Below are 20,213 nucleotides of genomic sequence, written 5' to 3'. Positions count from 1 at the left end.
GTTTTTCCGTGCCGAATTCTTCGAACAGCAGCAGTTGTTGCGTGTACGGCAAGGCCCCGAACAACGGGCTGGGCTTGCCGTTGGTGGGGATCTTGAACGATGTCTGCAGGGCGGGCGGCAGCACGTTTTCGGCCCGGGGCGAGTTCCGGTCGCCGTACCCGCCGTTGGGATAGGCGATGGCACCCTGGTTGGTGTGCGGCAAGGTCAAAAGGGCATCCAGCGCGGCCTTGGGGTCGGCCGGCGGATTGGTAAACGCCGAGGGGTCGGTCGGTAGGGGGGGGCCGAAGTCATCCAGCGGCACGGCCTCTGCCGTGGCCAGGGAAAAGAACATCGCACAAGGCAGACCTGTTTTGCGCAGCAGATGGAGCGAATTGCTTGAGTGTGTTGCGCGTTTCATAGGTCACCCCTCGCTTGATGTCCCGCCGTCTCCATGGCCGGGACGACTGCTGTTTTTGGGCTCAAGCAGGGGTGTGCAACTAATGAGCCATTACCTGGCCAAGAAAAGATTCAGGTCAACGAACCGGTTTTTCCGGGTATTGCAGCCCAAAGAAGCGGGGGGGCAGAGGGGGATATTCCTCGAGTTTGGTGGTAAACACCCGGATGGGTGGGTGAAGAACCCCATTTCCGGGGGACGTGGCGGCCCCGGTCTGAGACTTAGGTCTGATATGATTGAGCAATTACAGGTTGAGCAGAACACCATGAATCGTCGCAAGAAACTGAATCAGATACTCAAGGCCAACGCGAAAAAGGCCAGTGCCAAACTGGCACCGAAAAGCAAGGATAAATACATCAGCAAGGCTGACCGGTTGAAGCTGGCTGCCGAATCCGCTCAAGATCCTGTCGTTGCCTGCGAAAGCTGATCCCGGCAGCCCAGCCCCCTGAACCAGCGGGGCTTTTTATCACCACGCACTCAACGAATACCGGTGCCCGCCATGGACTCCGGCACCCACTGCGCCGTCGATAAAGGCTCGATGTAGCGGATGCCGCCGTGAGGGCCCACTACGCCATTGATGTTGTAGGTGCCTTTCGACAGGTCGTAGGTCATGAACGGGGTGGCATCCGGGACCTGCTTGTCATAGCTCTGGCTGAAGAAGGCGAAGGACCCGCGATAAAGCTGGCCACGGGTGTCGTACTGGTCGGAGGCGACCGCTGCCCAGGTGTCTTCATCCAGGTAAAAGCGGCGCTTCTGGTAGATGTGCTTGGCACCGGGCTTGAGGTTGCCCTCCACGACGTAGACCCGGTGTTTTTCCCAGCGTACGAAGTCCGGCGCAATGAAATTCGGCGTGGTCAGCGATTTGGCTTCGCGAGCGTAGGTGAGCTTGTAGGTATTGTAGGGCACGATCATTTCCTGCTTGCCGATCAGCGTCCAGTCATACAGCTCGAGTGCACGGGCGGTACCGGGGTTGGGCGTGTCGTAGGCCAGGATCGAAATCTGTTTGACCCGGCGCTGGGCCGGCATGTACTGCCAGGCACGGCCGGGACGCTGCAACGGGTTGGTGGCGTTCTTGAGCATGATCGACTCGCCGGCACGCCGCGCAGGTCCGGTGTAGGACAGCTTCAACTGGTAGTAGATGTCGGAGTTGTTGATCGGTTTCGCCATGTTCTCGTAGATCGGGAAGGAGACGAACGCCTCGCCGGTGACAGCCAGGCTCGCCACGCCGGCCGTGTCGACGCTCCAGGAATCGTACTTGGAGTGGATGTTGACGCCCTGGTAACGCAGCAGGAAATTCCACATGGCCTCGGCGCCCGATTGCGGAATGGGGAACGGCACACCGGGCAGAACGTTGTCGAACGCTATCCCGCCGTTGAGGGACCGGGCGTTGGTGGCGTTGCTGCGACTGTTGTCGAGCACCGCCTGCGGCAGCGATGCGGTGCGGTGGGTCGGGTACACGTCGACGCGAAAGCCGGGGTAGCGCTTGGCCAATGCGACGGTGGTGGCGGTGAGCATGCCTTTGTAGGCATCGACGTTCCTGGCGTTGATCACCAGCAGCGGCTGTTCGCCGGCAAAGGGATCCGGGCGCATGCTGTCGCCGGACTTGAAGCTTGCGGGGGCAGTGGTCAGGCCACCGCTGTAGGGCGGAATGGAGCCGTCGGCATTACCGGCCTTTTCGGCCCCCACCCACGTCAGGCTGGCGCCGAGCCGGGCGGCTTCCTGGTTCGATACGGCGGCATGGGCATCGATGGCCAGCGCCATGAGCGGCACGGCGGCCAGAAGACGTTTCACTAATTTCATATTGTTATTCTCCTGCCTGGCGTACCAGGCAACTCGTGACACAGGCGCAACGGTCGTATCCGTCGGCTCGATGCCAGAGACTTTTTAGTGCCTCCATTAAAAAGCCCCCGGGTCGGGGGCGCTTTTCATTCGACGACAGTCCCTTGGCTATTGATGACAGGCTCCTTGTCGAACCGCTGAATCGGTTGTCTCGGCCAGGTCATTGCGAATAACTTGTGGCCTGTCTCAAAGTTGGCTTTAAAGTGAACAAATCGTTGAAAAAAACAGCTATAAGTTTTAAATGACAGTTTGATGGCATATTGATATCGGCCGGTCAGCACGTATCGGCAGTTTTCTGGCTCAGGGAGCCCTGATGAGTTTTCGTACATTGACCGACTCCCGACGGCAATCGAGCCATGGCGAAGTTGCCGCACTTCAATCCACAGTCAATCCGGATACTGTCGGCATGGCTTACGCTGGCAACGACGACACGATCGAACGCTTGCTGGACGCCGCGCGCAACTGGACCCATGGCACCGCCTGGGTGTTTTACCGCGCCGGTGAACAAATGCATCGGGTCGGGCAGGGCGACCCGCAGGTGCAATGGCCTTCAAGCATTGCCAATGAAGACTTCGACGCCTTTTGCCACGCCTCGAACCTGCACCGTTGGCCGACCGGCAAAGGCGAAAGCGTGCTGGGTTGGCTGCTGGCACCGCTCAACGATGCCGCAGAGCCGGCGCTCGCCGGGTTTGCCCAGCGCCTGGGCAACCAGTTGCAGACCGACACCCTGGCCCGTGCGCAGGTCACCCAGCGTGTGCTCTACGAAATTACCTACCTGGCCAGCTCGACCCGTGACCGCTCGGTGTTCCTGGTGGGGGTCCACCGTCTGCTGGCCAGCCTGATCGACGCCGAGAACTTCTATCTCGCGCTGTATGACCCGCACACCGGCAAGATCGATTACCCGTACTACGTCGACATCATTGACCCGGAAGCGCTCGAAGCCGAGAACTACGAATACCTCGATCTGTCGCACATGTCGCTGACCGGCCAGGTGCTGACCTCCGGCCAGCCATTGCTGATCGACGCCGCCGGGATTCTCGCAGCGCAAGCCGAGCGGCGTTTCTACTGTGTGGGCGAGCGTCCCGAGTACTGGATGGGCGCGCCGCTGAAAAATGCCTCGGACGACGTGTTTGGCATGCTGGCCATGCAGGTCTACGACGTTTCCCGCACCTACAGCGCTGAAGACCGTGCCTTGTTCCTGGTGGTGGCGCGCCACGTGGCCATGGCGCTGGACCGGATTCTGCACCGCGAGGACCTGGAACAAACGGTGATGCGTCGCACCCTGGAACTGTCGGCGCTCAACGACGCCTTGAGGCAGGAAGTGGCCGAGCGCGAGCGTGCCGAACATCTGCAGAGCGCGCTGTTCCAGATTGCCGAACTGTCGAGCAAGCCCGGTGACATGGCCGAGTTGTTTCAATCCTTGCATGGCATCGTCGGTGATCTGCTGTTCGCGCAGAACTTCTACATAGCGCTGTTCGACGACGCGACCGGTGAAGTGACGTTTCCCTATTATGTCGATGAACGCCAGACCACCTGCCCGGCGGCACGCCGCGGGCGCCGGGGCTTGACCGAGTACGTGATCCGTCAGCGCCGGCCTTGCCTGATCGACGTCGGCGAAGCTGAGCGACTGTCTGCGCAGGGCGAGATCGAACTTGCCCAGGAGTCCGTACGCTCGCACTCGTGGCTGGGCATTCCGCTGTTCGAAGACGACGTCGTGCGGGGCGTGCTGGCGGTACAAAGCTATACCGCGCAGGTGCGCTATACCCAGCGCGACCAGGAACTGCTGACCTTCGTCTCGCGGCACATCGACACCGCGTTGTCGCGTCGCACGGCCGCCGAAGCGATCCATGCCGCCAACCTCAAGCTCGAAGCCCGGGTGCAGAGCCGCACCCGCGAGCTCGATCATGCCAATGCCAAGTTGCAGCACGAAAACGCCCACGATGCACTGACCGGGCTACCGAACCGCACCTACCTGCAACAGCGCCTCAATGTGGCCTGGTCGCGTTTTGGCAGCGAAGGCGGGCATCTGGCGGTGATGTTCATCGACCTCGACCGCTTCAAGATGGTCAACGACAGTCTCGGCCACCATTTCGGCGACTTGTTGTTGATGCAGGCCGCTCACCGCTTGCGCGGTTGCCTGCGGGACACCGACATGCTGGCGCGCCTGGGCGGCGACGAGTTTTCGGTACTGGCGCCCGAAGCGCCGCTGGAGGTGTTGATCGAAATCGCCGAGCGCATCCTGGTGGCGTTCGACCTGCCGTTTTTCATCAACGGCTATGAGGTTTTCTCGTCCTGCAGCATCGGCATTGTCAGTGCCGACACTCAGTTCCACCACGAGCCCGCCGACTTGCTGCGCGATGCCGATGCGGCGATGTACCGGGTCAAGAGTGCCGGGCGCGACAGCTACGCGGTGTTCAACCAGGAAGTGCGCCGTGAGGTCTCCGACCAGGTCGAGCGTGAAGGCGCCTTGCGCAACGCGCTCAAGCGCACTGACGAACTGCTGCCGTATTTCCAGCCGATCGTCAGCGTCGAAACCGGCGAACTGTTGGCCCTTGAAGCGCTGATCCGCTGGCACCAGCCGGGCGGCCGGGTGATCGCGCCGGGCGAGTTCCTGCCGGACTTCGAGGGCCTGCGCCTGATCGGTCGACTGGACCTGTACATGCTGACCAGCATTGCCGCGATCCTCGCTCAACCCGAACACGCCAACTGGCCTGCGGTGCACGTCAATTGCTCGAGCTACAGCATGACGCGTCCCGATTTCGCCACTGAAGTGCTGGCCCTGTTGGCGCAGCACGGGGTCTCGCCCTCGCGGATCTGCCTGGAATTGACCGAAGGCGCGCTGGTCGCCGAGCCGGCCATCGCGCGCCAGACCATGCAGCAGCTGGCGGACAACGGCATGTCGGTGGTGCTCGATGACTTCGGCGCCGGGTTTTCGTCCTTGAGCTATGTGCATCAGTACCGATTCAGCGGTTTGAAAATCGACAAATCCTTCATCCTCGAGCTGACCACCAGCGCCCGCAGTCGTGCGATCGTCCGGGCGATCGTGCGCATGGCCGAATCGCTGGACCTGAGCGTGGTGGCCGAAGGTGTCGAGGATCAAGCGACGCTGGAGTTGCTGCGCGAAATGGGCGCAGGTCAGGCGCAGGGTTATCATTTTGCCAAGCCGATGGCACTGCAAGCGCTGTTGGCAAGTTCACTGCTCGGTCCCCAGGGGTAGCCTGGACCGGAATGGCTTCACCGTTGTCTGCTGGCTGGAGCATCCGATGCCACCCATCATCACGCCCCTGGTGACGCTGTTGGTTCTTTGCCTGGCGCTTGACGTGTCAGCCCAGAGCAACGGCTGCCCGGCCGGCGAGAAGCAGGTGTGCCTGGACGGCTGCATCTGCCTGCCAGACATGGTGCCCGAGGACATCTACCAGATCGCGACGCCGGCCCTGGCGCTGTGGCTGACCCAGGCGCGTGCCGAAGCCGCCAGCGCCGGCACCCAAGCCATTCCACCGCACATCCGCGAGCAACTGCTGGCCTGGTACGACCCGGGCGTGCTCGATGCCGCGCGCTACAGGATCAGCGACAACGGCCAGTTCAGCGCCGCCACCGCCATGCTGCAAAACCCCGATATCGGTGCCGTGACGCTGATCGACGTCATCCTCTTTCGCGACCCTCAGGCGGCAGAACAGGACGTCGCGCTCTGGGCTCACGAACTCAAGCACGTGCAGCAGTATCAGGAGTGGGGGGTCGGGGGATTTGCCCAGCGCTATACCCATGACTTCGATGCCGTGGAGGCACCGGCCTATGCCATTCAAGCCGAGGTCAGGCGGTCGCTGCGCCAGGTGACTGACTGAACCTTGCCGATCCATCCCATGTACTACCCCTTTGGGAGTACTCACTCCGAGTGATAGGAAGTTTTTCTGCGATCCGCATACTTGTCAGGCCTTTGACAAAGTCATCCGCCTCCTGGCCAGGACGCTTTTTTTACCTGATAGGTCTGATAATGAAAGTTGAGCTCGTACAGTTGGCGTGTCGTGATGGCGATGTCGCCTACAACCTGGAACGCATTCTGCGGGCGATTGCCGAAAGCGCGCCGGGCACCGATATCCTGATGTTCCCGGAGTCCTACATCACAGGCTTTCTCGACCACCATAATATCGCCCGGCTCGCCGAGCCCGTTTGCGGCCCCAGCGTCCAGGCCATCTGCGCTGCCGCGCGGGAACGGGATGTCGCGGTGGTCGTGGGGTTGATCGAGCGCGATGGCGAACGCGAACGCTTCTACAACACCACGTTGTTCATTACCCCAGAAGGCGTGGCACTGAGTTATCGCAAGACTCATCTGTGGGTCGGCGAACCGGGCCTGGTGCTGCCTGGCGAGCGGTTTTCCACGGTGCAATGGCGCGGCGTGCGTATCGGCTTGTTGATCTGCTACGACATTGAATTCCCCGAAGGCGCGTGCGTTTTGGCGGCGCTCGGCGCGGAGCTGATCCTGATCACGGACGGCAACATGGAGCCCTACGGCCACGTGCACCATACCGCCGTCGCCGCCCGGGCCCAGGAAAACCAGCTGTTCGCCGCCATGGTCAATCGCGTCGGCGAGGGCGCCGGCGAAGTCTTCGCCGGCGGCAGCAGCGTCGTCGACCCGTTCGGCAGGCGGCTGTTTGAAGCCGGCGCGCAGGAGTGCCGGCACGTCGTCGAACTGGACATGACGCAGATCGCCGAGGCACGGGCGCGATATGACTACCGCACGGAAAAGCGCTTGAAATTGCAGGGTGCATTCGATGAGCAGCCGGACGGTCTGCGTGAGTTCCTGATTCCCTGAGCCACGAACGCCGACTCGAGTTTGCATAAAAACAATATGGCGGCGATTGCCGATCGATGGCCAATTCGCCAGGAGCACCCCATGAAAGCAATGCGTTTGCTGCACCTTGGCCTGTTTACGTTGTGCGGGCTGGGCACGGCCGTCAGTTGGGCGCAGGCCCCCAGCGTTAACCTGTACAACTGGTACGACTTCATCGCCCCTGAAGCGCCCAAGGAGTTCGAGAAGGAAACCGGCACGCCCATGGTGCTCGATACCTTCGACAGTTCTGAAGTCATGCAGAGCAAATTGATGGTTGGCCGCAGCGGCTACGACGTGGTGGTGGTGACGAACAGCGCGCTGCCCAACCTGATCAAGGCCGGCGTCCTCGAGGAACTCGACGGCAGCCAATTGAGCAACCGCGCGCACCTCGATCCCGAGATCCTCGCCAAGGTCGCGCAGAACGATCCCGGCAATCGCTACGCCATCCCCTACATGTGGGGCACCACGGGGATCGGCTATGACGTCGACCAGGTGACCAAGGTGCTCGGGGCGGCTGCCCCGGTGGATTCCTGGGACCTGATCTTCAAGGAAGAAAACATCGCCAGGCTCAGCGAGTGCGGCGTCGCGATGCTCGACTCCCCCAGCGAGATCATTCCGATCACCTTGCACTATCTGGGCTTGCCGCCGGACAGCAAGAACCCCGAGGACTACGCCAAGGCCGAAGCGCTGCTGCTGAAGATTCGCCCGTACATCACTTATTTCGACTCATCACGGTTCATCACTGACCTGGCCAACGGCAACATTTGCGCCGTGGTGGCCTGGTCCGGCGGGGTGTACGACGCGAAGGTCAACGCCGAACGCGCCAACAACGGTCGCCGCCTGGCCTACAAGATTCCGCGCGAGGGCTCGTCGGTGTGGATGGAAACCCTGGTATTGCTCAAGGACGCCCCGCATCCGCAGCAAGGATTGAGCTTCATCAACTACATGATGCGCCCCGAGATCATCGCCAAAAGCTCCAATTACCTGGGCTATCCCAACGGCAACAAGAGCGCCACCGCCTATGTCGACAAGGGCCTGAAAAGCAATCCCGAGGTCTACCCGCCGGCCGCAACGCTGGCAACGCTGTTCCCCGACCAGCCACTGCCGCTGAAAATCGAGCGCCTCCGCACCCGGGTCTGGAGCAAGGTCAAAAGCGGCACTTGAGACCGGCTGAAACTCACACTGCCGCGAGCGCTTCATGCAATCCCGGGAAACCCCGACGACGCAATCCTTGTAGGAGCCGGCTTGCCGGCGATGGACTCAAGTGCGCCGCGTTTATCCGGTTTATACGCGTCATCGTTGACGACCATCGCCAGCAAGCCGGCTCCTACAAAAGTCCGCGTCAATCCCGGGAAACCCCGACGACGCAATCCTTGTAGGAGCCGGCTTACTGGCGATGGACTCATTTCCTGTCCCATCGCTTGAGCGCGCAAGGCAACCCCGGTCTTCATCCGCACCCCGAGAATGGCGAGCACGAGATGCGTGGTTTTCATGCGGGTCGTTCTTGATGGATCGTTGAGAAATTCAGGGTGAAAAACCACAGCATCAGGGCCGTCGCGCTGATCAAGGCGCCCAGCAGGCTGACGGCTGTCCAGCCCCACAGCGCATAGACCTGCGTCGCGGCCGCGGCGCCCAGGGCACTGCCCACCGAGTAGAAGCACATGTAGGCACCGACCATGCGGCTGTGGGCGTCGGGTCGTGCCGCAAAGACCAGGCTCTGGTTGGTGACGTGTACAGCCTGCACGGCGAAATCCAGCAAGACCACACCGCAAACCAGCGCGATCAGTGACGACTGGGCAAAACCGATGGGCAACCACGACAGCGTCAGGATCGTCAGCGACATGCCGGTCACGCGTTGCCCCAAACCCTGATCGACCCAACGACCGGCTCTTCGGGCCGCCAGGGCTCCGGCGACGCCGGCCAGGCCGAACAGGCCTATGGCCGTGTGTGAAAGCGACAGCGGCGGGGCGCTCAACGGCAGCACCATGGATGTCCACAGCACGGAAAAAGCGGCAAAGATCAGCAGGGCCAGCAAACCCCTGATGCGCAACACCGGTTCGGTCAGGAACAGCCTGAACAGCGAGCGGATCAGTGCCGGGTAGGTGTATCGACTGCGCGCAGGCACTGCACCAGGCAGCACCTTCCAGAACACCGCCGCGAGGGCCAGCATCAATCCCGAGGACACGAAGTACACGGCGCGCCAGCCTGCAAGGTCGGCGATCAGCCCGGAGGCAAAGCGCGCCAGGAGAATCCCCAGGACGATGCCGCTGGTGACGAAGCCCACGGCCTGGCCACGTTGTGACGGCGTCGCCAGCACGGCGGCATAGGCCACCAGTACTTGCACCACCACCGCCAGCAAACCCACAAGAATCATCGCCCCGAGCAGGGTCAGCCATTGCTGTGCGGCGCCGACCGCCGCCAGCGCAATCGCGGACAACAGCACTTGCGTCAGCACCAGGGCCTTGCGGTTCAACAGGTCGCCCAATGGCACGATGAACAGCAACCCCAGCGCGTAACCGACCTGGGTGGCCGTCACCACGACCCCGATCATCGATGGGGCAACCCCCAGGCTCAGGGCCATCGAATCGAGCAAGGGTTGAGCGAAGTAAACGTTGGCGACCGCCAGCGCGCAGGTGACGGAGAACAGTAAGGCAAGTGACGGGGAAAGCCCCGGGGACTGCGTGACGAAAGGGCGGATGGCGCAGTCGCAATCGACTGTCATATGAGTCTCCGAGGCGCTAAACTGGTTTCAATTAAAAACTTGATTGGATTGTTGCTGAATCAGGTTTCATAATGCAACCACTTTGCTCGGGGTCCCACGATATGGCCGAAGACACTTCATCCCAGGGCAGCGAATGCCCGGTCGCCAGAACACTCGAAGCCATTGGCGATCGCTGGTCGCTGATGATCATCCGCGACGCATTCGACGACATCCGAAGGTTCAGCGAATTCCAGAAAAGCCTGGGGGTGGCCAGGAACATCCTTGCAGCACGCCTGAAAACCCTGGTCGAGGTCGGTGTTCTCGACGTTCAGCCGGCGTCGGATGGCAGTGCCTACAAGGAGTACGTGCTCACGGACAAAGGCCGGGAGATCTTCCCGGTGGTGGTCAGCATGCGCCAGTGGGGCGAACGTCATCTGTTCAGGCGCGAAGAAACCCGCTCTGTGTTGCTGGACAATGCGTCCGGCCAGACGCTGATGCCGATGGAAGTGCGCTCTTCGAGCGGTCACACACTCGGGCCGTTCGATTGCCACCGAGTGCGAGTGGTGGCCGACGAGTCGTAATAACCGGGAATACTGCAGTCACTGTTGCATTCCCAACAGTAGTTCAACAGCAAGTGTCTGGCTGGCGATTGCATTATTCACTGAATTTTATAACCTATTGATATGTAACGATTAAATCTCATGGCATGGATCATGCTCTATCTGGTCAAGGCTTCGTACCGACAGTCATTTCCAGGACTGTGCGGCCGTTGGCGGAGCCACCGTTAGAGTGAGGAATCCATGTCAGTTTCAGCCGCCTACCCGATCAATCAACCTTCGGCCCACGTGATCCGTGACGATGCCGAGGCCATTCGCATTGCCCATGAAGTCGCGGCGCTGTTGCAGGTCGGCGCCAGCGAGCGCGATCTGACGCGCCAGGTGCCGGCCGAAGTGGTCGACGCCTTTTCCAACAGTGGGCTGTGGGGCATTACCGTGCCTCGGCAGTACGGTGGCGCCGAGGTGTCTTATGCGACGCTGGCGCGGGTCATTGCGATTGTCTCGGCGGCCGATCCTTCCCTTGGCCAGATCCCGCAGAACCATTACTGCCTGCTGGAAGACATCCGTTTGCAGGGCAGTCACGACCAGAAGCAGTTCTTCTTCGACCTGGCCCTGACGGGAAACCGGTTCGCCAACGCGCTGTCGGAAACCGGCGGCAAGAACGTGCAGGACATCCGTACCCGCCTGGTCGCGGACGGCGAGGGCTATCGCATCGATGGGCGCAAGGGTTACTGCACCGGCTCGCTCTATGCCCACTGGCTGGGCGTGTTGGCCCTGGACAGCGAAGACCGCGCTCAGCTTGCTTTCGTGCCGCGCCATGCCGAGGGTTTGCAGGTGGTGGACGACTGGGACAGCATCGGTCAGCGCACCACATCCAGCGGCACCGTGCTGGTGGAGGGGTTGTGGGTGCCGGCCTTCAACCTGTTCCCGACTTACCGCTCCTACGAGCGTCCGACCCTGGCCGGGCCCTTTGCGCAGATCACCACGGCGGCCATCGATGCCGGCATTGCCCGTGCAGCACTGCGTGACACCATCGCCTTTGTGCGTGAGCAGGCACGGCCATGGATCGACGCCGGCGTGGAGAAGGCCAGTGAAGATCCATTGACCATCATTCAGGTCGGTGCCCTGGACATCCGTCTGGAGGCCGCCGAGGCGATGCTCGAGCGTGCGGGGCTGGTGCTCGACCAGGCCCGCTCGGCGCCCGATGAGCAGTCCGTCGCCGAGGCATCGCTGGCCGTGGCCAGGGCAAAAGTGTTGACCACTGAAATCGCCATCGAGGCCAGCAACAAGCTGTTCGAGCTGGGCGGCACGCGCTCGACGCTGCGCAAGCACAATCTCGATCGCCATTGGCGCAACGCGCGGGTCCACACCCTGCACGACCCGGTGCGCTGGAAGTACCACGTGATCGGCAACTGGTTGCTCAACGGCATCAAGCCGCCTCGCCATGACTGGTCCTGAGGACGCGCAGATGCCCAAGCAAATTCGCCTCAACGCCTTCAGCATGAACACCGTGGGGCATTTGTCGCCCGGCCAGTGGCGGCACCCGCGCGATCAGTCGACGCGCTACACCGACATCCATTACTGGATCGAACTGGCGAAAACCCTGGAGCGCGGCAAGATCGACGGGCTGTTCATCGCCGATGTGCTCGGCGTCTATGACGTCTACCAGGGCAGTGCCGACGAGGCGCTGCGCAGTGCCGCGCAAGTGCCGGTCAACGATCCGTTGCAACTGGTGCCGGCCATGGCTGCGGCGACTCGTCACCTGGGGTTTGGCGTGACGGCGTCGGTGTCGTTCGAGCATCCGTTTCCGTTCGCCCGGCGCATGTCGACCCTTGATCACCTGACGTCGGGGCGTGCGGGCTGGAACATCGTCACCTCGTACCTGAGCAGTGGCGCGCGAAACATGGGCCAGCAGCGGCAGTTGTCCCACGATCAGCGTTATGCGCTGGCCGAGGAGTATCTGCAGGTCTGCTACAAACTCTGGGAAGCCAGCTGGGAGGAGGGCGCGGTGCAGGCCGACCGCACCAGTGGGGTATACGCCGATCCGCGCAAGGTGCACGGCATCGCTCATCAGGGCGAGTTTTTCAGCGTGCCGGGCTTTCACCTCAGCGAGCCGTCGCCACAGCGCACGCCGGTGATCTACCAGGCCGGCGCTTCGAGCCGTGGCCGGGTCTTCGCCGCCGCCAATGCCGAGTGCGTGTTTGTCGCCGCGCCGAGCAAGGCGGTACTCAAGCAACAGGTCGCGCAGTTGCGTGCGGCGGTTTCGGCTGCCGGACGTAAAGCCGATGAAGTATTGGTTTTCGAGCAGCTCACCGTCATCGTCGCCGCGACAGACGCCGAGGCCCTGGAACGCCTGCGCGAGTACCGCGAGTACGCCAGCGCGAGCGGCGCCCTGACATTGATGTCGGGCTGGACCGGGATTGATTTCGGCGAGTACGCACCCGATCAGGTGCTGCGTGAAGTGCCCAGCGATGCCATCCAGTCGGCTGTAGAGGCGTTCACCCGCGCCGACCCGAATCGAACCTGGACCACCGCGGAAATTGCCGATTACTGTGCCATCGGTGGCGATGGCCCGGTGCTGGTGGGCTCGGCGAAAACCGTGGCTGACCAGCTCCAGGAGTGGGTCGAGGAGACCGATGTCGACGGCTTCAACCTGGCCAGCGTGGTCGCACCCGAGACCTTTGAGGCGGTGGTCGACCTGCTCGTGCCGGAGTTGCAGGCACGCGGGCTGTTCAAGCGTGAATACGAAGACGGCACCCTGCGCCACAAGCTCTTCGGGCAGGGCGATCGCCTGTCCGCGCCGCATCCGGCGGCGGCCTTGCGTGTGGGAGAGCCGCGATGAACGAATGGTTCACTCACGTCAATTGGGGCGAAGTGGCCGAGGCTTGCCTGGATACGTCGAGCATGCTCGGCGTGGCCCTGGGCTGCACGGTGTTGCTCGGCTTGCCGCTGGGGGTGCTGTTGTACCTGACGGGCCAGCGCCAGCTGCTCGAATCGCCCAGGCTCTACCGGCTGTTGTCGGTGGTGGCCAACGTGCTGCGCTCGATGCCCTTCATCATCCTGCTGATCGTGCTGATCCCGGTCACTACCCTGGTCACCGGCACATCGCTGGGCGTGCGCGGCGCGATTCCGCCATTGGTGGTCGGCTGTACGCCGTTCTTTGCCCGGCTGGTGGAAAGTGCCTTGCGCGAAGTCGATCGCGGCCTGGTTGAGGCCGTGCAATCGATGGGCGCCAGTACCCCACAGATCATCCTGTTTACCTTGTTGCCTGAAGCCCGGACCGGGCTGATCGCCGCCGTCACGGTCACCGCCATCGTGCTGGTGGACTACACCGCCATGGCCGGCGTGGTGGGCGGTGGCGGCCTGGGGGACCTGGCGATCCGTTTCGGTTACCAGCGTTTCCAGACCGATGTGATGGTGGTCACCGTGCTGCTGCTGATCCTGTTGGTGCAGGCATTGCAGATGAGCGGCGATCGCCTGGTACGGCATTACACACGGCGCTAAGCGCCGGACCTACCCGAACGCAGTAGCCGGGTACCGCTGCTGCAGGCCCTACGTCCACCTCACGACGGCCACTTTCCGATCATTCTGGAGTCATGAGCATGAAAAAGACCCTGGCCGCCCTCGCTGCCGTTTTATCCCTGAGCGCCCACGCCAACGAAAAACTGGTGGTGGGCGCTACCCCGGTGCCCCACGCGGAAATTCTCGAGTTCGTCAAACCGGCGCTGGCCAAAGAAGGTGTCGATCTGGATATCAAGGTCTTCAGCGACTTCATCCAGCCCAACCTGCAACTGGCCGAGAAAAACCTCGACGCCAACTACTACCAGTACCGGCCGTTCCTCGATGACTTCAACAAGACCCGGCACACCGATCTGGTGCCGGTCGTGGGCGTGCACATCGAGCCGTTCGGCGCCTATTCGACCAGGATCAAGAAACTCGCCGATCTGCCCGAAGGCGCCAGTGTCGCCATCCCCAACGACCCGGTGAACACCGGGCGCGCCCTGGTGTTGTTGCACGAAGCCGGGTTGATCAAGCTCAAGGACCCGAGCAATACCCTGGCGACGCAACACGATATCGTCGAAAACCCGCACAAGCTGAAGATTCGTGAACTGGAAGGTGCGTTGCTGGCCCGTGCGGTCAGCCAGGTGGACCTGGCCTTCGTCTTTGCCAACTACGCACTGGAGGCCGGTATCGACACCAACAGCGCGCTGATCGTCGAGAAGGGCAAGGACCTGTACGTCGAGTTCCTGGTCGCCCGACCGGACAACATCAATGATCCGGGTATCCAGAAGCTGGCCAAGGCACTGAACTCGCCGCAGGTGCGCGACTTCATCCTGACCCGTTACAAGGGCCAGATCGCTCCCGGTTTCTGATTGGCAGCAGGCGTGCCGGCGGTGCCCTGAGGTGCCGCCAGCACGCGCTTTAGCGCAGGCCCCGCAGGTATCGGGGCATGCTCACTTTTGTTTGTGCAGGATTTTGTTCATGGTCAGTTTCAATCCACAGGCCCTGGCTGCCGCCGTGCATATACGCTTGGTGGGGCTGGGCAAGCATTACCGGGTCGGGCAGCAGGACGTGCAAGCGTTGCACGACATCAACCTGGACATTCGCCGCGGTGAAGTGTTCGGCATCATTGGTCGCAGCGGCGCCGGCAAGTCCTCGCTGCTGCGCTCGCTCAACCGGCTGGAGCAACCGAGCAGCGGCCAGGTACTGATCGAGGGCGAGGATATCGTCGGTTTCGATCGAGCACGTCTGGCAGGCTTGCGTCAGCGCACCGGGATGATCTTCCAGCATTTCAACCTGATGGCCTCGCAAACCGTCGGCGACAACGTGGGGTTGCCGCTGCGGCTGGCGGGCATCGGCCGTGCCGAGCGTGCGCGAAGAGTTGACGAGCTGTTGCATCTTGTGGGACTGCAGGACAAGCGTGACGCGTACCCGGCGCAGCTCTCCGGTGGGCAAAAGCAGCGGGTCGGCATTGCCCGTGCATTGGTGTTGCAGCCGGATCTTTTACTGTGCGACGAGGCGACCTCGGCACTCGACCCCGAGAGCACCCAGGCGATCCTCGCGTTGCTGCGCGATATCAATCGCCGCCTGGGGCTGACCATTGTGCTGATCACCCACGAAATGGAAGTGATCCGCGATCTCTGTGATCGTGTGGTGGTCCTGGAAAATGGTCGGGTGGTCGAGCAGGGCGATGTCTGGCAAGTGTTCGGTGACCCGCGACACGACGTCACCCGCTCCTTGCTTGGCACGCTGCAGCCTGCCGTGCATGACGCGCCGTCAGAGTCCGGGGCGCAGATCATGCTCGATCTGCATTACACCGGTGCCAGCGGCCACGAACCGGAGTTGTCGGCAATCGCTGCGCTGTTCGGTTGCCGGACGCACCTGGTGCAAGGCGGCATCGAGCGCATCCAGGGCCGGGCATTGGGCTGCCTGCGGGTGCGCGTGGAGGCTTCCGGTGGCGGGTTGGAGGCGTTGCTGCAACGGGCGCGACAGATCGCCGATCGGGTCGAGCGGGCGGGCGCGTGAGTCTGCCTTTGGCGGCGGCAGTGCCGGACAGTCATATCGATAGCTGGAGAACCCGATTGTCCGGCACGTCATCGACAACGCGGCGCTTGTTGACCACCAGCTCGCCGATGGCAATCAGGCGTGCGCGGGTGACGTTGCGCGACAGACCGAGCAGGCTGGCGGTGTGCACCTGGTTGTGATGGCAGAACTGATACGCGGCGCGCAGCAAACTGTCCTCGACCTTCTCGTACAGCGCGCCCTGGTGTTCTTCGAATAGCCGCCTGAATGCGCGATGCAGCAGCGCCTGGGCTGACTCTTCAGGGTTATTGACCTTTTCTTCCTGGCGCTCGATACGCAAGTTCGACAGGCGCAAATCCTCCTGTCGTACAAGGCCGTCGCGGCAGATCAGCAAGGTGTGGTGGATGACGTTTTCCAGCTCGCGAATGTTGCCGGGCCAGCCATAGCCGGCCAGCTTGCGTTCGGCGTCGGCGCTGAGGGCAATCTGTCCATAGCCCAGGCGTTCGCTGTAGGTACGGATGAAGTGGCGGGTCAGCGGCAGAATGTCGCCGGGGCGGTCACGCAGCGGATGCAAATGCAGGCTGACCACGTTGAGCCGGTAGTAGAGGTCTTCGCGAAAATGCCCGGCGTTGATCGCTTTCTCCAACTGCACATTGGTTGCGGCCAACACCCGTACGTTGATCGCAATGCTCTTGCGCGAGCCCAGCCGCACCACTTCACGCTCTTGCAGCACGCGCAGCAGCTTGACCTGGATGGGCATCGGCAGATCGCCGATCTCATCGAGGAACAAGGTGCCGCCGTTGGCCTCTTCGAACCAGCCGGGCTTGGCGCTGATGGCGCCGGTAAAGGCGCCTTTCTCATGGCCGAACAGTTCGGCCTCGACCAGGGATTCCGAGAACGCGCCGCAGTTGACGGCCACGAAGGGACCCTGGCTGCGGCGGCTGAGATTATGGATATGGCGGGCGACCAACTCCTTGCCGGTGCCGGTTTCACCGATGATCAGCACACTGGCCTCGCTTGGCGCGACCTGCTGCAAATGGGCGAGCAGGGCCTGCGACTTGGGGTCCTCGAAAACCTGGGCGGTGGCCCGGATCGAGGTGGCCAACGATGGGGATGGGGGCAGAGTCAGCAGTTGCATGGGCTCCCTCGCTCAGGAGTAGAAAGTGGGAGTGGTGCGGTTCTGGTTCAGCGCCCAGTCCCCCAGCTCGTGAATTTTGTAGTCCACCGGGTCATGCAGTGTCTGCGTGCGCAGGTTGCGCCAGTAACGGTCGAACCGCAGCGAGGCGTGAGTCGCGCGCGCCCCGGTGACTTCGAACAAACGGCTGCACAGGTCGAGGCCGGTACGGGTCGCCGCCACTTTGGCGCAGGCGATCGAGAGCGCCAGTTGCGCACGCTCTTCGCTGCCCAGGCTGTGTCCCTTGCGCCAGGCGTCGTCGAGTTGCGCGGCGGCGCGTTCAACCAGCACGCGCACGCTTTCCAGACCGACCCAGAACTCGCCGTAGTGGCGCAGGATGTAGGGGTCTTCACTGACGTGGCGGGCCTTGGAGGTGAACCACGGGCGTCCTTCCTTGAGCGTGTACTGACGGGCTTCCTCGAAAGCCCCTTCGGCGATGCCAAGGAAAATATGCGCGAAGTGCAGCTGGGCGATCAGGGGGCGCAGGCAGGCGAACGGGGTACTCAAGGGGCCCGGATCAAGCAGCAGCTCCGACTCTTCCACCCGTACCCGTTCGAATGTTGCGCTGCCGCTGTCGGTCTGGCGCTGGCCCATGTTGTCCCAGTCGCCGTGCAGGGTGATACCGGTGCGGCCACTCGGAATGGCGGCGATCAGCAGCTTGCCGCCGGCACTTTCGTCGACCGCCGAGGCAATCAGCATTTCCGAGTCGCTGGCCCCGGAGCAGAAACTTTTCTTGCCGGAAAACTCACGCCAGCCATCGAACTTCTTCACCACGGTGCGGGTGTCGAGCGGGTTGAGTGCGTTGCCCCAGAACCAGTTGTTGCGCGCGGTCTGCTCAAACCAGGGTTGCCATTGCTCGGGCCTCGAGAACAGACGCACGGTGGCCAGCATCAAGTGCTGGAAACCGAAGACGTGGGCGATGGAGCTGTCGACCTTGGCGAACTCGCGGACCACGCTGAGTGTCTCGCTCCAGTCGGCACCGAGGCCACCGAACTGGGTGGGGATGCTCAGGGCCAGCAGGCCGCTGTGGCGCAGGGCGTCGCGTTCGGCCTTCGGCGTGCCGCCGAGCTCGTCCCGTTCGGCGGCGGTCTCGGCAAAGGTAGCGGCCAGTTTGCGCGCGATCTGCAAGGGGCTGAGGACAGCAGTCTGTAGTTGGGTGCTCACGCGCAATTCCTCGATAGTTCTGGGGTGACTGCCAGGTGGGTCGTTGGCGACAGGCTCATGCGGTTTGTGTCCGTGGCAGGACATCGTTGGCGATCATTTCGCCAAAGGGTCCGGTGAGATTGGTCACGCCGCGACCTGCCAGGCTGGCATAGGGTTCGGGTAACAGGGGGAAGACCAGCTCGGCAAAGCGGTAGGCTTCTTCGAGGTGCGGGTAACCGGAGAAGATGAAGCTGTCGATGCCAAGGTCGGCGTACTCCTTGATGCGTGCCGCCACCTGTTGCGGGTCGCCGACCAGTGCCGTGCCTGCGCCACCGCGCACCAGGCCGACGCCGGCCCACAGGTTGGGGGCGATTTCCAGGTTGTCGCGGCGACCGTCATGCAGGGCGGCCATGCGCCGCTGGCCTTCGGAGTCGAAGCGGGAGAATGACTTTTGCGCCGCGGCAATGGTCTCGTCGCAGATGTGCTCGATCAGTCGGTCGGCGGCCTGCCAGGCGTCTTCGGCGCGCTCGCGCACGATGACATGCAGGCGGATGCCGAACTTCACGGTGCGCCCATGCCTGGCTGCCCGGGCGCGGACATCGGCGATCTTTTCAGCCACCGCGGCCGGCGGCTCACCCCACGTCAGGTAAACGTCCAGTTGCTCGGCCGCCAGGTCATGGGCCGCGTCCGAAGAACCGCCGAAATACAAGGGCGGGTAGGGCTTCTGCACCGGTGGGTAGAGTGCCTTGGCGTTTTCCACCTGGAAGTGCTTGCCATGGAAATCCACGGCTTCGCCTTGCAGTACACGGCGCCAGATCTGCAGGAATTCATCGGTGACTTCGTAACGCTCGGCATGGCTTTGGTGGATGCCATCGCCACGGTTTTCGTCCGGATCGCCACCGGTCACCACATTGATCAGCAAGCGCCCGCCGGACAACCGGTCAAGGGTGGCGGCCATGCGGGCCGATACCGTCGGCGAAATGATCCCCGGACGAATCGCCACCAGATAACGCAGGCGTTCGGTCAGCGGGGTCAGGGCCGAGGCGATGACCCAGGAATCCTCGCAGGAACGTCCGGTCGGAATAAGCACCCCGTAGTAACCCAGGCCATCCGCCGCCTGGGCAATCTGCTTGAGGTAGTTGAGGGTCACCGGGCGAGCGCCCTGGCTGGTGCCAAGGAAGTGCCCGTCACCGTGGGTCGGGAGGAACCAGAATACATTCATCGTCATGCTCCTCAGGCGCTCTGGCGCAGGCGTTGGTGGCTGCTGAAAAAGGGCAGGGCGCGTTCAACGGCCAGACCGATGCGCGCCTGCAGCAGGTCGCAACTGATGCGGTAATTGCTGAAGTCGGATTCGCTGGCGTACACGCCCAGTGGCAGGGTCAGCGCCTGGAAGAAGCTGAACAGTGGCCGCAGTTGGTGATCGATCACCAGCGCGTGGCGAGGGCTGCCTCCCGTAGCTGCGAGCAGCACCGGCGTATCGATCAGGGCGTCCTGGTCGATCAGGTCAAACAGGTGCTTGAGCTGACCCGGGTAAGAGCCGCGATAGACCGGCGACGCGACGATTAATAAGTCGGCGTTTTCGATGGCTTGCAGTTGTGCCTCGATTTCGTCAGGCAGCTCTTTGCGGCTGAGGGCGCCGCCCACGTCGCGGGCGAGATCGGCCAGCTCGATCACCCGGCCAACAATATTCAGATGGCTGGCGACCTCGTCGAGGATGGCCTGGCTGAGCACCTGGGTACGCGAAGGACGGTAGGCACCGCCGGATACTGCGATAACGTTCAAGGGGGCATTCATGGGTTCGATTCCTGTGCTGTCGCTCTACAAACAGAGTCGGTGGCAGTACTCAGCAAGAACCGAACCAGTTTTTATCTATATGAAACCAAAGGGTTTTATTTGGTTTCTTGGGTTGGTGTGTTGCTGCCGGGCAACTTTTGTTGAAGTGCTGTTGGCCAGGGAACACTTGTGAGGTGTTCCATTTCGGACAGTTATAGGGGAATGTTTATATTCTTTAAAGG

At 62.4% G+C, this 20,213-nt stretch carries 18 protein-coding genes and 1 pseudogene; 11 read left to right on the top strand and 8 right to left on the bottom strand.

The window, feature by feature from the left end:
• Positions 1–397, bottom strand: a pseudogene (locus EI969_RS08040) (copper oxidase); the annotation flags it as partial.
• 301 nt (positions 398–698) lie between these two features.
• Between EI969_RS08040 and EI969_RS08035 the strand changes: the two are divergent.
• Positions 699–860, top strand: a complete 162-nt coding sequence (locus EI969_RS08035; RefSeq protein WP_160386998.1) for a DUF2986 domain-containing protein — start codon at positions 699–701, stop codon at positions 858–860.
• A 50-nt stretch (positions 861–910) separates the two neighbouring features.
• On the opposite strand, the gene EI969_RS08030 is transcribed toward EI969_RS08035, so the two are convergent.
• Positions 911–2,233 carry a DUF1329 domain-containing protein gene (locus EI969_RS08030; protein ID WP_160386982.1) on the bottom strand — a complete coding sequence of 441 codons (1,323 nt, stop codon included), beginning with the start codon at positions 2,231–2,233 and terminating at the stop codon, positions 911–913.
• Positions 2,234–2,585: 352 nt separating this feature from the next.
• Here EI969_RS08030 and EI969_RS08025 point away from each other — a divergent pair, with 352 nt between their 5' ends.
• The 4 genes from EI969_RS08025 (at position 2,586) to EI969_RS08010 (ending at position 8,264) form a co-directional block, all read left to right on the top strand.
• Positions 2,586–5,489, top strand: a complete 2,904-nt coding sequence (locus tag EI969_RS08025; RefSeq protein ID WP_160386981.1) for an EAL domain-containing protein — start codon at positions 2,586–2,588, stop codon at positions 5,487–5,489.
• Positions 5,490–5,535: 46 nt separating this feature from the next.
• Positions 5,536–6,114 (top strand): DUF4157 domain-containing protein, encoded by a 579-nt coding sequence (locus EI969_RS08020; RefSeq protein ID WP_160386980.1) that lies wholly within the window; start codon positions 5,536–5,538, stop codon positions 6,112–6,114.
• Positions 6,115–6,263: 149 nt separating this feature from the next.
• Complete coding sequence (locus EI969_RS08015) at positions 6,264–7,082, top strand: carbon-nitrogen hydrolase family protein (protein ID WP_160386979.1); 819 nt, start codon at positions 6,264–6,266, stop codon at positions 7,080–7,082.
• A gap of 81 nt (positions 7,083–7,163) precedes the next feature.
• Entirely contained in the window at positions 7,164–8,264 is a 1,101-nt protein-coding gene (locus tag EI969_RS08010) for a polyamine ABC transporter substrate-binding protein (RefSeq protein ID WP_160386978.1), read from the top strand.
• A 32-nt stretch (positions 8,265–8,296) separates the two neighbouring features.
• On the opposite strand, the gene EI969_RS30240 is transcribed toward EI969_RS08010, so the two are convergent.
• Both EI969_RS30240 and EI969_RS08005 read right to left on the bottom strand, forming a co-directional pair.
• Positions 8,297–8,593 carry a hypothetical protein gene (locus tag EI969_RS30240; RefSeq protein ID WP_178120582.1) on the bottom strand — a complete coding sequence of 99 codons (297 nt, stop codon included), beginning with the start codon at positions 8,591–8,593 and terminating at the stop codon, positions 8,297–8,299.
• Positions 8,590–9,822 (bottom strand): MFS transporter, encoded by a 1,233-nt coding sequence (locus EI969_RS08005; RefSeq protein WP_160386977.1) that lies wholly within the window; start codon positions 9,820–9,822, stop codon positions 8,590–8,592. Before EI969_RS08005 ends, EI969_RS30240 begins: the two co-directional genes overlap by 4 nt.
• A gap of 101 nt (positions 9,823–9,923) precedes the next feature.
• Between EI969_RS08005 and EI969_RS08000 the strand changes: the two genes are divergently transcribed.
• The 6 genes from EI969_RS08000 (at position 9,924) to EI969_RS07975 (ending at position 15,884) form a co-directional block, all read left to right on the top strand.
• Positions 9,924–10,382, top strand: a complete 459-nt coding sequence (locus EI969_RS08000) for a helix-turn-helix domain-containing protein (protein ID WP_160386976.1) — start codon at positions 9,924–9,926, stop codon at positions 10,380–10,382.
• A gap of 219 nt (positions 10,383–10,601) precedes the next feature.
• Positions 10,602–11,816, top strand: coding sequence for an SfnB family sulfur acquisition oxidoreductase (locus EI969_RS07995; RefSeq protein ID WP_160386975.1), 1,215 nt, complete (start codon positions 10,602–10,604; stop codon positions 11,814–11,816).
• Positions 11,817–11,826: 10 nt separating this feature from the next.
• Positions 11,827–13,200 carry an LLM class flavin-dependent oxidoreductase gene (locus EI969_RS07990; RefSeq protein ID WP_160386974.1) on the top strand — a complete coding sequence of 458 codons (1,374 nt, stop codon included), beginning with the start codon at positions 11,827–11,829 and terminating at the stop codon, positions 13,198–13,200.
• Positions 13,197–13,862 carry a methionine ABC transporter permease gene (locus tag EI969_RS07985; protein ID WP_160386973.1) on the top strand — a complete coding sequence of 222 codons (666 nt, stop codon included), beginning with the start codon at positions 13,197–13,199 and terminating at the stop codon, positions 13,860–13,862. Before EI969_RS07990 ends, EI969_RS07985 begins: the two co-directional genes overlap by 4 nt.
• Before the next feature lie 98 nt (positions 13,863–13,960).
• Positions 13,961–14,731: a MetQ/NlpA family ABC transporter substrate-binding protein gene (locus EI969_RS07980; RefSeq protein ID WP_110657897.1), complete on the top strand. Its 771-nt coding sequence runs from the start codon at positions 13,961–13,963 to the stop codon at positions 14,729–14,731.
• A gap of 109 nt (positions 14,732–14,840) precedes the next feature.
• The gene (locus EI969_RS07975; protein ID WP_160386972.1) at positions 14,841–15,884 is read left to right on the top strand and encodes a methionine ABC transporter ATP-binding protein; all 1,044 of its coding nucleotides are present in this window, start codon (positions 14,841–14,843) and stop codon (positions 15,882–15,884) included.
• Between the two features lie 31 nt (positions 15,885–15,915).
• On the opposite strand, the gene EI969_RS07970 is transcribed toward EI969_RS07975, so the two are convergent.
• From EI969_RS07970 to msuE, 4 genes are read right to left on the bottom strand one after another with little or no spacing between them, the layout of a single operon-like run.
• On the bottom strand, positions 15,916–17,019 hold the full coding sequence (locus EI969_RS07970; RefSeq protein ID WP_160386971.1) for a sigma-54-dependent Fis family transcriptional regulator: 1,104 nt from the start codon (positions 17,017–17,019) through the stop codon (positions 15,916–15,918).
• Between the two features lie 12 nt (positions 17,020–17,031).
• The gene (locus EI969_RS07965; RefSeq protein ID WP_160386970.1) at positions 17,032–18,219 is read right to left on the bottom strand and encodes an acyl-CoA dehydrogenase family protein; all 1,188 of its coding nucleotides are present in this window, start codon (positions 18,217–18,219) and stop codon (positions 17,032–17,034) included.
• A gap of 55 nt (positions 18,220–18,274) precedes the next feature.
• Entirely contained in the window at positions 18,275–19,420 is a 1,146-nt protein-coding gene (gene ssuD / locus EI969_RS07960; protein ID WP_160386969.1) for an FMNH2-dependent alkanesulfonate monooxygenase, read from the bottom strand.
• 11 nt (positions 19,421–19,431) lie between these two features.
• A complete protein-coding gene (gene msuE, locus EI969_RS07955; RefSeq protein WP_160386968.1) occupies positions 19,432–19,992 on the bottom strand; it encodes an FMN reductase in 561 nt (186 codons plus the stop codon).
• Positions 19,993–20,213: the final 221 nt, after the last annotated feature.

Origin of the sequence: Pseudomonas sp. PB101, from assembly GCF_009764265.1 — a bacterium.
Taxonomy (GTDB): Bacteria; Pseudomonadota; Gammaproteobacteria; order Pseudomonadales; family Pseudomonadaceae; genus Aquipseudomonas.
This window is presented reverse-complemented; position numbering and strand designations above follow the sequence as displayed.